The 17,901-nt window shown below is 37.3% G+C and carries 8 protein-coding genes; 2 read left to right on the forward strand and 6 right to left on the reverse strand.

The genetic code is table 11. The annotated features are described in order from the left end of the window. Window positions 1-30: 30 nt before the first annotated feature. Window positions 31-1,008 (forward strand): glycoside hydrolase family 43 protein, encoded by a 978-nt coding sequence (locus tag B5X70_RS07625; protein WP_079557306.1) that lies wholly within the window; start codon window positions 31-33, stop codon window positions 1,006-1,008. 498 nt (window positions 1,009-1,506) lie between these two features. On the opposite strand, the gene B5X70_RS07630 is transcribed toward B5X70_RS07625, so the two are convergent. The 5 genes from B5X70_RS07630 to B5X70_RS07650 form a co-directional block, all read right to left on the reverse strand. Continuing rightward, entirely contained in the window at window positions 1,507-2,664 is a 1,158-nt protein-coding gene (locus B5X70_RS07630) for a glycoside hydrolase family 43 protein (protein WP_079557307.1), read from the reverse strand. Window positions 2,665-2,900: 236 nt separating this feature from the next. Then, window positions 2,901-5,072 carry a glycoside hydrolase family 43 protein gene (locus tag B5X70_RS07635; protein WP_232468318.1) on the reverse strand — a complete coding sequence of 724 codons (2,172 nt, stop codon included), beginning with the start codon at window positions 5,070-5,072 and terminating at the stop codon, window positions 2,901-2,903. A gap of 298 nt (window positions 5,073-5,370) precedes the next feature. Continuing rightward, window positions 5,371-6,507 carry a glycoside hydrolase family 88/105 protein gene (locus B5X70_RS07640; protein WP_079557308.1) on the reverse strand — a complete coding sequence of 379 codons (1,137 nt, stop codon included), beginning with the start codon at window positions 6,505-6,507 and terminating at the stop codon, window positions 5,371-5,373. Window positions 6,508-6,665: 158 nt separating this feature from the next. Beyond that, complete coding sequence (locus tag B5X70_RS07645; protein WP_079557309.1) at window positions 6,666-10,880, reverse strand: hybrid sensor histidine kinase/response regulator transcription factor; 4,215 nt, start codon at window positions 10,878-10,880, stop codon at window positions 6,666-6,668. 307 nt (window positions 10,881-11,187) lie between these two features. Then, a complete protein-coding gene (locus tag B5X70_RS07650) occupies window positions 11,188-14,319 on the reverse strand; it encodes a beta-galactosidase, LacZ type (RefSeq protein WP_079557310.1) in 3,132 nt (1,043 codons plus the stop codon). A gap of 674 nt (window positions 14,320-14,993) precedes the next feature. Here B5X70_RS07650 and B5X70_RS07655 point away from each other — a divergent pair. Continuing rightward, window positions 14,994-15,953, forward strand: a complete 960-nt coding sequence (locus tag B5X70_RS07655) for a glycoside hydrolase family 43 protein (protein ID WP_079557311.1) — start codon at window positions 14,994-14,996, stop codon at window positions 15,951-15,953. An 85-nt stretch (window positions 15,954-16,038) separates the two neighbouring features. Here B5X70_RS07655 and B5X70_RS07660 read toward each other — a convergent pair whose 3' ends face one another. Next, window positions 16,039-17,760 carry a family 43 glycosylhydrolase gene (locus B5X70_RS07660; protein ID WP_079557312.1) on the reverse strand — a complete coding sequence of 574 codons (1,722 nt, stop codon included), beginning with the start codon at window positions 17,758-17,760 and terminating at the stop codon, window positions 16,039-16,041. Between the last annotated feature and the right edge of the window lie 141 nt (window positions 17,761-17,901).

Here is a 17,901-nt window from a genome sequence, read left to right on the forward strand (position 1 = left end):
TAATTCAAATTATACATTAAACTAATTCACATGAAAAAAAGTCTGTTATTTGTTGCAGGATTAATTCTAGCCATCTCATTTATTCGCTGTGATCAAACCCAGGAGATAAAATACAGCGGCAATCCCTTATTTGACGAACCATTCACTGCCGATCCTACTGCTATTGTTTATAATGACACCTTATGGTTATTTACCGGAAGTGATGAACAAGAAGAAGGAGTCGATGGGTTTCTTATGAGAAGATGGTATGTATTTTCAACCGCCGATATGGTAAATTGGACCAACCATGGAGCAGTTTTATCTGTAGATGATTTCGAATGGGGATCTCACAATGCATTCGCAGCCGATGTTGTAGAAAATCATGGAAAATTCTGGTGGTATGTGCCAATTGTGCATGCAGACCCTGCTGCACGAGTGCATGAAGGTTTTGCCATGGGAGTTGCTGTTGCTGACCATCCTGCAGGACCATATCACGATCCAATCGGAAAACCATTAATCGCTGACACTACTGCAAACTCCATTGTTCTAAACATAGACCCAGATGTATTTGTAGATGACGATGGCCGTGTTTATATGTATTGGGGATCGTGGGACGAAGTAAGAGTTGTAGAATTAAAAAGCAATATGGTTGAACTGGCTGGCCCAGTAATGAATGTAGAAGGACTTGACAACTTTTTTGAAGCACCCTTTATGCACAAAAGAGGTGATATTTACTATATGAGTTACGCTGCAGGATATCCATCACGAACTGAATATGCTATCAGCGACAATCCTCTAGGTCCTTGGGTAGAGAAAGGCGTCATTAACGATGTAATTCCAAACTCACCAACCAATCACCAGGCCATAGTGCACTTTAAAGGAAACGATTACTTTATTTATCATACAGCAGGACTACCTAATGGAGGTCCGTTCCGTAGAAGTGTTTGCATTGACAAACTTGAATATGACGAAAATGGCCTGATAAAAAAGGTAGTAAGAACTACTACTGGAGTTCCTCAAATTAAATAGTTTTCATAAGGTGTGATATACACAGATGTTAAAGAGAGTATTCTAAAATCAAGATTTTAGAATACTCTCTTTTTGTTTAAGTCTATTATAAAAAGGTACGATAATTAAATCATGACAAATTTAACGTATCTCAATTTATTACCACCTGGGTTATATTATTCCGATTGTACTCTCTGTTGCCATATCCAATAATCCGAACATAACGTGGGTTTATCGACGCAAATTTATACATCTCTGGTTTACTAACACTCCCGCATGAACGATCCTCACAAACCTCAACAAAAGACACTCCATCCTCTGAAATTTCAATACTAAAACATGATAATGTCCATCGCCTCCGAAGAAAGCGAACTCCGCAGTTGAGACTTATTTACTTACCTTCAGATCACAATATCCACCAGTTTATTGACACTTTGCAAGACCTTCCGCCAATTCAATATAATGTTTTAGGCAAACACCCTGTAATGATCATATAAAGAAGTAGATGATTATATTCATTTAGTTATCAAAAATTGACAGATCCCATTCATCGTACCACTCGATAATAGGGCGATCATTTTTGAAAACAATAGGTAACCAAACATAACGGCCATCAATAGGATTATGCGGCCTCCAACGATCACCCATATATATGAAAGCTCCTTCCTTACCCTGAACAGGCAGCACAAACGTGCTTTGAGATTGAAAAGTAATTTCCGCACCCGACCCCACACAGGGGTTACCCAAGGCAGTCCATGGACCAAAAACATTCTCAGCAACAAAAGATCGTGCTGCGTTGGGTTCCCAACCAGTACATCCTGAAGCTATCATATAATACAAATCATTGTGTTTAAAAACTGCTGGTGCTTCATTATGTCCTAAAGGAAAAATTCGCTTATACCTTCCGGTATGCGACAGGAAATCATCTGATAACTCAGCAATATGTAACGTAAGATTTTCTTCTGATGAGAAGATATGATAGGCAGTTCCATCGTCATCCAGGAAGAGTGTCATATCTCTTGCCATTTGACCGCCTTCAAAATCTCTGCGAATAAAAAGTCCCTTATGCACAGCCTCTTCCCAATCCGGCGTCCACCATTCAAAATCATCAATGGTTTCAGTCAATTCTTTAAATTCCTGATTAAAATTCATGGGCCAGTGCCCGGCATTTGGCCTTAAAGATTCAATAAACTCATAAGGTCCAGTAACATGATCAGCTACAGCCACAGCAGTGCGAGCGGCACTATAACCCTGCCCCTTTAACTCCAAGTGAAACCACATTACAAATTTTCCGGTTTTCTCATTATACAAAACCTTGGGACGTTCAATAACTGAACCACGCTCAATGTCGTGACCTAAAACATCTACCACTTCCAATGCTGTACCTTCATTTTTCCAATTATATAAGTCAGTTGAAGAGTAAACCTGTACACCCACCAGTGCAGTATTTCCACCCCGACCAGCTGTTTTAAACTCGCCAAACCAATAGTACACGTCCTCATGAAAAAGGATTCCTCCCCCATGAGCATTAATATGAACACTATCAGTGTCAAACCATAGCTCTCCAGGGATAAAACTGGAATAATATCCTTTTTCTGAATTATGACTACATGCCACCAACAGACTAATTAATAAAAAGCTAAGTCTAATAAAACTTAAGTAAATTGAATTATTCATATTTTAATATTTAAAAAGGCACATAACCACATTCAAAATAATACATTAGCCCTGATGCACACTGGGAATATCATAAAAGAAACCATAATTCTATTGGCACAAATTCTGCTTTTTATACAACAAATCAATTAGATCGTAAAAATAAAACTGCCGGAACACCCGAGGTGCCGACAGTTTTAAACACAAACCACACCTTACAACTTCTTGTCAGGTTACAACAAAATTGAACACAATTACTAAAGACTTACAGGAACTATACCTTCCAAAGTAGGCTGAACACGGATGATATAACCGTTTTCGTCAAAAGTCATTTGATCTATACAAGTTTCTCTATGAAATCCAGCATTTCCTCCCATGGTTATACCTTCCGGTCGGGTAAAACGGTGGTATATAATATACCACTCATCTCTTCCGGGAATCTGTATCACACAATTATGGCCTGTGCCATAAATACCTTTTGAGGGATCTTTAGCAATTACAAGGTTATTTTCAGGAATATAAAACTCTCCCATAGGTGAATCAGACATGGCATAGCGAACCCTGTAATCTTCACTTCTAGTATCATTTTCAGACCATAAGAAATAATATATTCCATTGCGATAGAAAACTTCAATACCTTCTCTGAATGTTCCACAGACAGGAGTCATCACTTTAACAGTAGATTTGTCAATGGAGATCATATCTTCATTCAATTTGGCACCGGCCAGATATCCATTTCCCCAATAGAGATAGTCATTTCCCGAAACCGGATCGGTAAATACATCCGGATCAATTTCCTGTCCACCTCTAACCCCGTCTGGCTTCCAATCAATTAATGGCTCACCAATGTCTTCAAATCTACCTGCAGGATGATCAGAAACTGCTACGCCAATTTTTTGAGCCGCGGTAAAATAGTAGAAATATTTATAAGTATCTCCCATCTTTTTCTCAATCATTGCAGGAGCCCATGCATTACGAGGTCCCCATGGTACATCTTCAACAAGATCAAGAATCACACCTTCATCAGTCCAGTTTACAAGATCGGTTGATGAAAATGCTTTAAAATAATCTCCTGACCATCCATGGTATCCATCGCTTGTGGGATATAGATAAAACTTTTGATGTTTTTCAGACCAAATGATTTCAGGATCGGCATAATATCCGGTTAAAACCGGATTATTATCTACTTTAACAGTAACATTGAATTTTTTATCGGTTAACCCTTTAACCGAAACAGTATACTCAACAGATCCCTGGCTGAAGTCCTGTGGACCTGAAGGACGAATTCTTGCATCGAAAAATGATTCAAAAACGGGTTCAAACGACGACAAATCCGTGCCATATTTAACCGGAACATAAATTGTTCCATTATCTCTATGAATGACAACATTATTGGTTTTAACGTTTTCACCAATTACAGAAGCAATCCCTAAGTCGCCAGCAGTTCCCCATTTATTAATAAGAGATTCTAACTCTCTTTGGGTAATTGGAATCACTGTTCCATGGCGCGGACGAAAATTCATTGAAATCTCATCATCAATAACTGTGAAATTCTTTAAATCCGTACTTTGAGTAAACTGATACTCTCCACGGATGTAAACGTCATACATCAAGATGTATGTATCACTGTCAATTAGTTTAAAAACACATGAGCCTTCTACTGCTTCATTTGTTTGCTGCAGATACTCATCGTGCATCACATACCCTTCTGTTAATCTATCTGAAACAGCTTTCTTTATTCCATTTCCGTGGCCTTCAGTTTTAAAAAACAGATGATACTGGCCATCTTTTTTCACGATATCGCCATCAATACAGGATCTGTTTTCGGGATGAAAGAACAATTGTTTTGGCTCTGTTTCAAGACTTGTAAAATCCTCGTTTGCGTAAGCGTAATAGATTATATCATAACCTCCAGGTTGCAACATGGAGAAATAAACCATGATTTTACCTTCCTCCTCGTCGAAATAGGACTGCGGAGCCCAGACTCTTCGCACATCATGGAAATTTGGAAATAATTCAGAGACATTAACAACTGAATGCGTCCAGTTTATTAAGTCATCTGATTTGAGAAAAACCATGGCCTGATTATTTGACCATCCGTCATTTGAAACAAACAAATCGGTAACTACCATATAGAATTTACCATCGGGAGCACGTAAAATATGCGGATCACGAACACCACCCCGAGAACTTATTGTATCGGCAGCAATCACGGGACGATTATTATTTAATGCTACATAGTTAAAACCATCCGGACTTACAGCATAAAAAATTGCTTCTTCACCAGGTCCGTTACCAATAAAATAAGCAAACAAATATGCTGTATATTTATCTTTGTTTGAACAGGAAACATTCAGCAATGTAAGAATAACTATGCAACCATAAAGAATTGGTTTAAAAACAGAATAGACAGAATTCATTTGTTTCATATTATAATTAGTTTTTAATTTAATTTCTCATGAAAATCAATATCCAAAAATAGACCTACAATTCGAAAGTATTTTTCACAAAAATTAAAAAGACTATAACAAACTCGTATATTGTTGTATTTGATAAAAGAAACTTCAAAAAATGATGGCTTTTAGCCTTTGCAAAATCCAGGATTTCCTTCAAATACAACCAGCTACAATGAATCAGGTTAGGTTGACAACACTTCTATATATGATTCAAAAAAATGCTGCTAATAAAAGCAGCATTTTCCAATTCTATTAAAGTTGAGATTTAGATCTATTTTGAAACCATCCGATACATTTCAGAAGCAGCTAATAAATATGCACCAACCCCGAAATTTGCAGTAGAATTTGCATCAACTACCTGACCAGGAATGGCTCTTTCTCCAATGGGTTGAATATACCCTACCTTACCGCTATCATGTAAAGCAACACCAGATAAATACTCCCATGCTGCTATTGCTACAGGCAAATATGTATCTCTGTCTAAATATCCATTATTAATGCCCCACAGGTATCCATAGGTAAAAAACGCTGTTCCACTGGTTTCATAACCTGGTGCATGTTCCGGATCCAAAAGACTTCGGGTCCAATACCCACCTTCTTGCTGAGCACTGGCTAATGCAGAGGCCATTTGCCGAAATACTGACTCGAAATGAGCACGATGCTCATAATCTGAAGGAAGATCTGCCAATATTTTTGCTAAACCGGCGAAAACCCACCCATTTCCTCTCGACCAAAAGTCTTTTAATTCATTCACACTTTTGTGTTCTGGATATACATATTTTGCATCTCTATAAAACAAGCCATCATCATAATCAAACATTAACTCCTCAGCGTACTCGTAATAATCCCACAAACGCTTCAAATATAATTCATTACCAGTAATATGATAAAGCTTCGTCATAACAGGCATTACCATGTAAAGGCCATCTGCCCACCACCAATAGTCTACAGAATCGGTTTGCATTTGATACTCCATAACCTCAATGGCTCGTTCAATTTTATATCTATTCCCGGTAATGTTATACAAATCGATATACGTTTGAAAGCATATTTGCCAATCGCCGAATAAAACATAGTCATCAGTTTCACCATATCCATATCGCCATGAGGCACGATCGTCGGATTTTGCACCTTTCCATTCGTTCATTTCTCCCCACAACAAAGAGTAATCAAAATACTCTTGTTTGCCGGTTACAAAATACGCTTCCATGTTCCCGGTATGGTAAGCAGCATGTTCCCAGAAAGACCAACCCGGAACAGGGTGTTTTTCCTGCCAATAGTTGTTTACCCTTGTAATAATTTCAAGAACGTCATCAGAGTCTGGTAAATTATACTTTGCAGAGTTACATGAAACAAGAAATGAAATTACCATTAGAACAACGGAAAAAGATTTTAGATTTTTTATCATAACAATTTGAATTAACAATTAATTTATACTACTTAATAGTTCAACAATTTTCTAAAACATATGACACATGAGCACCAATAATCATCCTCAACAACTCTCAATAATTCTTTTATTACCTCCCATCAAAAAGTTAATTCCATTATCACGGAACTAAAAAACTATTCTTCTATTGATTGATCTTCAAACTCATCATTTTCTTTTTCAATATATTCTGAAGGGGTACATCCAAAAAAATCTCTGAAACAACGTGAAAAATACGAGGGACTCGAGAAACCCACCATATAGATGATCTCTGAAATATTTCTTTTACGTTGAATGAGCAGCTGAGCTGCAGTTTTTAAACGATGAATACGAATAAACTCCTTGGCTGTGTATCCTGTAAGCGCCTTTATCTTTCGATAAGTTTGGTTTGGCGTTAATCGTAGCTTTTCGCTCAATTTCTCAACATCAAAACTGGGATTATCTAACTGTTCATCAACGGCAGCAACAGCATTTTTCAGGAATTCCTCATCCAGAGAGGACAAGCTTTCAACATCTGGTTCCAAAATAGCATCAGTTCTAAACCTATTTTGCAAGATACTGATGTTTTCAAGGATATTTAATAATTTCAGACGCAAGGACTCCATATTGAAAGGCTTGAAAATATAATCCACAGCTCCAAGTCTCAGGCCTTTTATTTCGTCCTCTTGCATTGTTTTAGCAGTTAAAAAAACTACCGGGATATGCGATGTATTTATATCATCCCGCAACTCCCGGCACATCTCAAATCCATCCATTTCAGGCATCATGATATCTGAAATGATGATGTCAGGATTGTTCTTTTTGGCATATTCGAGTCCTTGTTTACCATCAATTGTACTAATCACATTGAAGAACTCCTGCAGTCCATCACAAATAAAAGTATTAAGATCTTCATCATCCTCCACGACCAACGCTACAGGTTTATTCTTAGATATAGATTTGGACTTCTTTACAGACAGATCCACATCTGCGTTTTTTCCTTTAGCTTGGATACCGATACCAGACTCAACAAAAGCATCATCCGAAACATTCATTTCTGTGCTTTTTTGAATAACATCTCTGATAAACTCCGGAGTAGTACCTAAGTCGGTAGGAATTGCTACACGGAAACAACTACCTTTTCCGGGTTCGCTTATCAAATCTATTTTACCTTGATGCAAATCCACAAAAGCTTTAGCAAGATACAAACCAATTCCTCCTGTGCTTTTTGATCTTTTTTCATCAACCTGAAAAAAGCGTTCAAAAATCTGATTTTTATTTACATCAGCAATTCCAATCCCATCATCAATCACCTCTATATACAAATGTTCTATTTGATTTTCATCATCCTTCTCAATCCCGGCATTGAGGCTTATATGCCCATTGTTCTCGGTAAATTTAACCGCGTTAGATAACAAATTAAAAAGCACTTTTTCTAATTTGTCTCTATCTACCCAAGCAATAATCTCCGCAGGCGAGTAATTTACCTCCAAATAAATCTTTTTTGCCTCTGCCAAAGGCAAAAATGAGTCGTAAAGATCGTCAAGGATCGGGATTATGTTCTCTTTTTGAAGAAATAGCTCCATCTTCCCCCGATCAACCTTTCGGAACTCCATTAGCTGATTTACAAGACGTAATAATCGATGGGTATTTCGATGAACCAATTTAAGTGATTTTTCAATATCCACGGACACTTTGCTTTTTGACAAAATCTCCTCAACAGGCCCAAGAATTAGTGTTAATGGAGTTCTGAACTCATGTGTTATATTTGTGAAAAACCTAACTTTAAGATCGTATAGTTCCTGCTCTTTCTCTCTTTGAATTTTTTCAAGAAACAGATTACTTTTTTCCTTTACTTGAATAATTGAGTATTTCTGGAAAAAATAGAGAAGAATTAAAATGATAAAAATATAGACACTAAATGCCCAGGTGGTTTTCCACCAGGGGGGAGTAATTGTGATGTTTAATATTGCTGGTTCTTCAGCCCATACACCATCACTATTGGCAGCGAGAACTTTTAAAACATATTCTCCATCGGGGATATTAGTATAAGTGGCTGTATTTCTTTCTCCCACCAAGTTCCAATCATCGTCAAACCCTTCAAGTATGTAGGCATATGTATTTCGTTGAGGATCCATATAATCCATTGCAGAAAACACGAAAGTTAGAACACGATCAGAATACGAAAGGCGTAAATCATTCATGTAGGGAACGCTTTTATTAAATCTGCGTTCACCATTCGTAACCATATTCGATATACTTGTGTTAAAAATTTGAATATCAGTAAATGTCACCTCTGGTGGCATAGACAAAAAGTGCAAATTTTCAGGATAAAATGTAATAAAACCATATCCTCCTCCTATTATGATCTCTCCATCATAAGTTCGGAACGCACTGTTACGCTCTACTCCCACACGTTGATATTCTCTCATTTGAAAATAATCAATCACGGTTTGATCAATCACGGAAAACTTGACCATTCCTTCATAAAGTCCAAGCCATAAATCCCCTTCACTATCCAAAAACGCATTAGTTATCAGCTCACTGCTAACAAACCTCTGAGCAGGGAAGCGTTTAAAACTTATTACTTCTGTTCCATCAGACAGAACATTTACTACTTTTTTATTAAGTCCTGAATTCGTTGCAATCCACAAATTACCTAACGAATCTTCTAGTAAAACATTAATTATATTATCATTGATTGTTGATGCATCACCACGTACAGAGTAAAAATTAATAAAATCTTCAGTTTCCGGATCAAACCGATTTAATCCGCGTTGTGTGGCAATCCAAACAAATCCGTTTTTATCTTCTATAATATCTCTAATGTTATTATCAGATAACCCGGAATTGTATGTTTGATAGTTTCTAATTTCGGAAATTACATTATTCTTTATGGATAACCGGGCGAAACCAGTTTGCAAGGTCCCAATCCAAAATTCACCAGGATATTTTTTTGATGCAGTAATTATGTCAACTTTATTACCAGGAAGTGCTAAATTAGTTTGATTATTGACAAACTGAAATCTCGAATTAGGAAATCGATCCAATTCATTTTTGGTGAAAAACAACAATCCGGCATCATCAGTACCAACTAATAGACCTTGATCAAAACATTCTAATGCCAAGACTGAATTTGACTCAAACAAATTACCATTGAAATGATAACTAAGATTCTCTAACGAAGATATAAGCTGATAGGTCTCTGTACTTCTTCTAAAATATTTTAAACTTCGAGATGTTCCAACCCATAGATTTCCTATGCTATCTCCTGCTATGGAACGTACTGCATTTTCAATTGCTCTTCCATCTTGAATTTCGGTGGTACTATAACGAGTTATTCCAGAGGTCTTAAGAACGTTAGCTCTATCGATAAGTGCACCACTCACCCATAATATGCCGGATCGGTCAACAAAAAGAGCAGAGATATTATTACCGGAAAGGCTGTAACGATTGTTCAAATCATGTTCAAAATTATGGAAAAATGCTTCTTGAGGTGATTTTATCTGTTGCTCCTCCTCAAATAAAATCAAGCCGGCATCCCATGTCCCAATCCATAGATTGCCATATTCATCATAATGCAGTCGATAAACTTCATTGGAGCTCATACTCCCTTCTCCTTCTCTAACCTGGAAGTGCTGAAATGAAAATGCTCTGGTTAAACTATCTCTTGACATTTTTGACACGCCCCCTCCCCAGAAGCCTATCCAGAGCGCACCATCATTGGAAGTGGCTAAACTGGTTAACACGGAATGTATTATTGAAGTAGAAGGGGCATCTGTATTAGTGGTATACCTAAGATATGTTTCTGAATCTCTGTCAAACAAAACGAGACCTTGATACGTGGCAATCCAGAAATCATTATGCTCATCTTCAATAATATCACTAATAACATTATATTCAAGGAAAGTATCACGCTGACCTGTTTCAGGGTTTAATCTGACCAAACCTTCATCCCAGGTTCCAACCCATATATCGCCTCTGGAATCCTGATAAATTGAAAGAATCCTGCTTTCAAAATCATAAATATCAATATTCCCTGTCTCAGGATTTAATCGATTCAGACCACTCGAAGTACCAATCCATATATTTCCCTGATCATCTTCGCAGAGTGATACAATTTCCCGGTTACTTATTACACCGTGTTCCTCAATTCCTGAAGTATAAACAACTGTATTATATCCATCGAAACGGGTAAGTCCATTCCAGGTTCCAATCCAAATAAAACCTTTTCGATCCTGTATAATGGCGTTGGCTTTACTGCTGGAGAAACCATCTTCAATAGAATAAGAGTCAAAATCTAGTATCTTATTTGGGAAAAGGTGTTGGAGAAATAGAAAAATCAAAAATAATGAAATACAACCACGTTTCATAGCAAGAATAATTAGTACTGACCTATACGATTTTGTGTTTAGACATCCAAAACACCATCCTTCATTTTAACATTGTCTTTTAAATAAATTAAACAATAAAGATATAAAAACTATTATCACGCGATTATTCTGTATATACAAGTTCATTTAAATTTTAAATGATTGTTTTATAGATAATAGAGAATCAACTAATTAAAATAATCACAACCAAAAAAGATAGTACTGTTCCACAATTTCAAACAAAGACTTTTGCTTTTTCAAGCAAAAGTCTTTGTCTTTCTATTTTGCAAAAATAAAATCCAAAATATTAAGGTATCTCAGCCCTAATTATATATGAATAGGAGTAGCTATCGTCGTGTAATCTATACTCACGATGAGGATGACTGCCCCAGCTGGTATCTCCACCAACACCTCTTTGCAAAAAATCAACATTCAGAACGATGTCTTCACGTTCAAACACATCAACTGTACGCTGCCCTTTTTTGGTGAAACCTGGATCAAAATCTTCGGTATGAAAATGAAGTGCGCTTACACTTAATGGCTGAATTCCTTCAATTCTTAACCCAAAGCCTTCGTCATTGGTAAGTGTTAACCAACGAACATCGGTCTTGTATCCATTTTCCTGAGGTCTGGTGTAAGGCACATATTGATCAGCCACCTTGCTGTTATAAATTCCAACATGAGAACTTAGTTTTCGATCAGAATAGTTCTCCCATGGACCACGTCCGTACCAGGTGAAATTATCATATTGGCGAGAAAGAAACATCTCCATACCAAATCGGGGAATTTCGGGTAACCCTTCAACTCCTGCCTGATAATTAACATCCACACGAACAGCGCCGTCAGGTGTTACCGTGTATTTCACATGATAATCTGATTGAACGTCGCGAAGGAAGAAATGAACCTCCATTCTGACTTCATTTTCAGACTTCTCTACAGTGACGTTACGTACATCTTTATTTCTACCTGCCTGTCGCCAAATGGTGCTGTTGCGATGCATGTTATTTCCAAAATCATTATCTACAGGAGCTCTCCAGAAGAAAGGTTCTGGCGATCCCTGTATCAAATTACGATATCCAACCCTGTAGTGTCCAAGCACTCCACGGCGCTTATCCAGACGAATATTGAAATTCTCACCTTCAATTACCACTGAGTTATCATCTTCTGTCACTTCAAATGATCCATCTTTAGATACGAACTCACGGTTAAAGTAATCGCTCCCTGTCATTTTAAACTGTTCGCGGGCAATTTCATGACCGGCAGGAACTAACTGTCTCTCCTCCTTTGTGAATGCATATACATTTAGCAGATATTCATCGCCATTTTGTGGAGTTGAATAGGAAAAACCAGGTCTAACAACCCTGCTCTGTTGAGGTGCAAGATTCAATGAAAAAGTTCCTTCATCAACCTTCTCTCCATTTTTCAATAATTCCCAGGTAAAGTTATAATCGCTGAGATTTGTGAAATAAAAGCGATTTTCAACGCGAATGGTTCCATTCTGAAGATTTTCTTCAGTAAAGTTGATGTTCTGATGAATTTTTTTAACCTCCATTAAAGCAGGTTGTGGAGTTCTGTCGGGAAATACCAGTCCATTCATACAGAAGTTCTCGTCGTGATGCAAATGACCACTTCCCATATGCCCTCCGTAAGCATAGAATTTATTTCCAAAGCCATCATCGGCCAAAATCCCCTGGTCAACCCAGTCCCATATAAAGCCACCTTGCATATGAGGTACAGCATAGAAAATGTCCCAGAATTTGTAAAAGTTTCCGGTGCTATTACCCATGGCATGAGCATATTCACACAAAATATATGGACGATCTACATTCTCGCGCTGAGAATATTCAGTGATTGACCGAAAATTGGCATACATGGGTGCAACGATATCAGTATTTGATTGTTCGCCTGCCTGCTCAAACATGATTAATCTGGTAACATCTCTATCCTTTATCCAATCATAGGCATCGAAAAACACCTGTCCGTTACCGCATTCATTCCCCATGCTCCATGCAAAAATGCTCGTGTGGTTTTTATCCCTTTCAACCATTCTGTATATTCTATCCATATGAGCAGCATGCCACTCCGGTAGATATGCAGGGTGTATGTCACGATTATACCAACCCTGATGTTCAGCTCCCATACCATGAGTCTCTATGTTTGCTTCATTCACAACATACATCCCGTACTCATCAGCAAGGCGATACAAATCAGGAGAATGCGGATAGTGACTGGCACGGATTGCATTGATATTATGGCGCTGCATCACCTCTATATCTTTTTTAATAACATCGCGGGTAACATAATGACCATTGATAGGACAATGTTCGTGCAGATTTGCCCCTTTCATTTTTACTGGCTTTCCATTTACAAGAAGCAACCCGTCTTTGAGCTCAATGGAACGGAATCCGATTCGCCAGCTCGTTGATTCAATAGTATTACCGCCATTATCTTTTAAAGTGATCAATACCGTGTATAAATTGGAAAATTCAGCACTCCACAATCTCGGATTGCGAATCCTCCTGTTAATATTAACATCACGATCGCTGTTTGCAGGAACAGTTACGCTGAGATTTTCACTAAAAACACGATTTCCATCTTCATCAATAAGAGCAACTGAAACCACCCTCGAAACAGATGATGGACTATAATTTCTAATGGTTATTTCTCCGTTTAAGTTTCCATGACGATAATTATTATCTAAATCAGGACGTAAAAAGAAATCCGCGATTCTGGTATCGTCTGTGCTATATAAATAAACATCCCGTTCGATACCGCTTAACCTCCACATATCCTGATCCTCAATATAACTGCCATCAGTCCAGCGATAAGCCTCTACAGCAATCATATTCTTACCTTTACGCACGAAAGGTGTGATATCAAATTCCACCGGATTTTTGGTTCCCTGATGATAACCAACTTTCTGACCATTAACCCAAACATACATTCCGCTTGTTCCGGCCTTAAAGTGAATAAAAACTTTACGGTTCTCCCATCCGGCCGGTAAAGTAAAATCTCTGCGATATGATCCTACCGGGTTATCTTCGTCTCCAATAAATGGAGGATCTGTTTTATGCGGATATCTGATGTTGGAATAGATTGGGATCCCATACCCATGAAGTTCCCAATTAGATGGAACAGGTATTTCATCCCAGTGATCAACAATATAATCTTCCTTATAAAAGTCTTTGGCTCTTTGTTTGGGATTTGGCGCCCAATAGAACTTCCATTGCCCACTCAACAAATAATAGTAAGGGGATTCCTGATGGTTGTGCTCTAATGCCCTTCTTTCATCCGGGAAGTTATAGAAAGTAGCTCTTGGAGGTTCAGTATTCCTTGTAAAAATGGTCGGATCTTCCCAATCTCGCTGAGGTCTTTCTGCACCAGACAAAAAAGGCAGTCCAAGTGCGACCATTAAAAAAGTAATCAAACATCTTTTCATTACAAACTTTTATTTAAGTTATTATTAATTGACATCATCAACATTCGCATCAAAAACACATAAGCTAATATGTATTTTGCTACAAAACATGTTTTAAGGAAATGTTTCAAAAATAAAGAGTTATTAATTATACAACTGCCATATTTTTGAAATTTGATATAAATTATTTTAACGGGTATCTGATTAGAAACATATTAATATAAGCAAAAAAAGAATTCATCATTGAAATCATTACAAATTCTTTGAAATTTATAACATATACGACATCTAAAATACAACAATCACATTTCGAAAATAAAATATGTCTGTTGCTTTGTCACGCTAATTATTCAGATCATCATATAGCTTTTCTTTGCTCATGTTTGATAATTATTACACATTTTCAAATTTGTGACATCCAAATACTTTTGTCTATAATAAATTTGTAATTCCATAATATGGAATGCAAAGGTCATATTGATCACATATTATTCAGTATCGCCATATACTTAACAGATTTGAAGAATTTTCTGATTTGATATTTTAATGATCAAACAAAACCGTTGAAATCTGAAAGGTGACATAAGTAAGCATTAAGCTATTTTTCACTCCTCATCCAAACCAAAAACAGTAATACAAGAGACAAATTATTATAATACCTGATGATAGCAACTTTATATAAATGCAACACCAGTATGAAAAAAGTGAATTTATTGATTTATTCTATTATTGCGGCATTCTTTCTATTATTTAGTTCGTGCAACCAACAGACTTCTTCTGAAGAAAACAGATACCTTTTTAGTTATTTTAAGGGGAATGGAGAAAGTGGTTTGCACTTGGCATGGAGCGAAGATGGCCTGATTTGGCACGAATTAAACAACGGCCAACCTATTTTAGAACCAACAGCAGGTGAAGACAAACTGATGCGCGATCCTTGTATAATACAAGGACCAGATGGAAGATACCATATGGTATGGACTGTCAGCTGGAATGAAAGAGGTATTGGATATGCATGGTCAGAGGATTTGATTAACTGGTCGGAACAGCAATACATTCCAGTAATGGAACATGAGCCAAATGCAAGAAACACATGGGCTCCTGAAATAACATACGATGAAAAGAATGACAAGTTTATGATTTATTGGGCTACAACCATTACAGGATTATACCCGGAGACTTTTTCAGAATTAGAAGATGGTCTCAATCACAGAATGTATTATGTTACGACAAAGGACTTCAAAGAGTTCAGTGAGACAAAACTTCTTTACGAACCTGGATTCAGCGTTATTGATTCACATATTGTACCCCATAACGGCGAGTTCATCATGTTTTTGAAAGATGAAACTATTGAGCCTCCGGCAAAATCATTACACGTCGCAACTTCAAAAAACTTAACCGGACCATATTCTCAACCGTTGGTTCAAATTACAGGAGATTATTGGGCAGAGGGACCTACTTCTCTATACATAGATGGAACATGGATTGTTTATTTCGACAAGTACATCGAATGGACAATGGGAGCTGTTAAATCAACAGATCTTGAAAACTGGGAAGAGATATCCCATAAGATTTCATTCCCTTCTGAAGTAAGACATGGAACGGCATTGAAAATTGAAAAAGAGGTTTTAAATAATTTAAAACAGCAACTGAATTAAATAATTGGGTAAAAAGTGGTATTTAGTGTAATGTGTGCGTGGATCCATCCGGTAAACCAATAGGTTTCCGGATGGTTTTTTTTATTTATTTTGGCCCAACCAGTAATGAACTTTCGGTTATTCCATTTTCGTTAAAAGATTCAATGGTAAACCAATATTCAGAATCAATTGCCAGGCTATTAATGTCCAGCGATGTTAAATCGTAAACCTGATAATGGTGATACATTTTATCCGGGTCAATACCAAAATTGATGTTGTATCCTATCGCACCATCTGATGCCTGCCACGAAAGATGAACCCTTCGCCTATCCTCTACATTCCTTGTAACTTCCAGGCGGTTTACCTCCAAAGGTTTGTCGCCAAAACCTTTGCCAAACACTCTAAACCCGCTTAATGCAAATTGACCATCGGGTACTCGAATGTTATTGATCCTCAGAAATCGACAATTAACTTTTCTCGGTAATTGAGTATAATCGTGAGTATTATCAGATTTGTTTTCGGATTTATCAATTAACATGTTCCATGTTTCGCCATCCAAAGAATATTCTACAGTATATTGGTGAAATAATCCGGGTTGCCTTCCAAAAATATTGGTATTGTGTTCTGCAAAGTTGAGTTGAATGGCATAAACATCATATAATTCTTGTAGATCGATGATGGCATATTCATTGTTTCCTCCCGATTCAGCTGCCCAATATGTTCTGATATCCTCATCCGTCATCTTTGATGACGGATGACCTTCGTAAGAAGAAGAAACTTCCACCGGTTTATTATATGATAGCAGCATCCATCCGGGGAAAAGTTCATCATGACTGTAAACCTTATGATTTGGAATGATTAAAGGATAATCTCCAAAACGGGTTATTGAATACATCATCCCATCATCGTCAAAAAACACAGGATGCAGACCTAATCTGCGCTCAAAAACCTGTTTCATGGAAATGGTTATGGTACCAACGTGCCAAAAATTTCCATACTGATCTTCGATGGTACTTCCGTGTCCAGCCCCTGCTGCAAAACCTTCCGGTTTATATACAAATGGATTGTGCGGTTGATAGGTAAACGGACCCAGAGGGTTTTCTGAAACGTAAACGCCATCGGCATAACTTTTATATTCGGTGCCGGGAGCAGAATACTGAAAATAATAAATTCCATTGATTTTATTGACCCATGCACCTTCTATCCATGGAGCCTGATTGATTAGTTCATTATAATCACCCGGCACTTCCCAACCATATCGCTCCGGCTGAGCATAAACAAGCGCAACAGGATCTCCCATAAATGCGAAATAATTATGATAATCCACCTCTACTCCATAAAGCGGGTTAACATCAGAACACCCCCAATATAGATATAGTCTTTTGTCATCATCGAGAAAAAAAGCAGGATCCCAAACCGGCATATCCAATTCCTCAACAGCCACCTGCCAGGTTCCGGCCAAAGGATCAACAGATTTATACAGCGTGCTTAGATCGTTGGAAGAACCAAGAAAGTACAATGTATCGTCAATGGCAATAGCAGTTGGAGCATATTCTTCAACCGGAATTTCTGTGGTTTCAATAAAAATCCAGTCAGCAAGATTCTTAGAATGCCAATACCCCCCTGATTTAGAAACAAACATGTAGTATCTGTCTTTAAACCATACAATACTAGCGTCAGCAGCTTCTCGTCTGGACGGTTCTTCCATGCCAAAACGATAGCTCAAATCCATTGGATTACAAATGGTAGTAAAGTCTGTTGTATTTAAATGTTCTGTAGTTTTACAACTAATTAAAAGACAACACAAAACTATTAGCAGATTTTTCATTTTTATAAGGGGTTAATTTAGAGACTGATTCAATTTATATTGAATAGATTATTAGATACTAGATTTATAGACCGATAGACAAGACAAAATAGAAAACCATTTGTGTCTATTCATGTACTTATAATTTGTTTTTCAGTTGCT

Origin of the sequence: Alkalitalea saponilacus, from assembly GCF_900168165.1 — a bacterium.
Classification (GTDB): Bacteria; Bacteroidota; Bacteroidia; order Bacteroidales; family Marinilabiliaceae; genus Natronoflexus; species Natronoflexus saponilacus.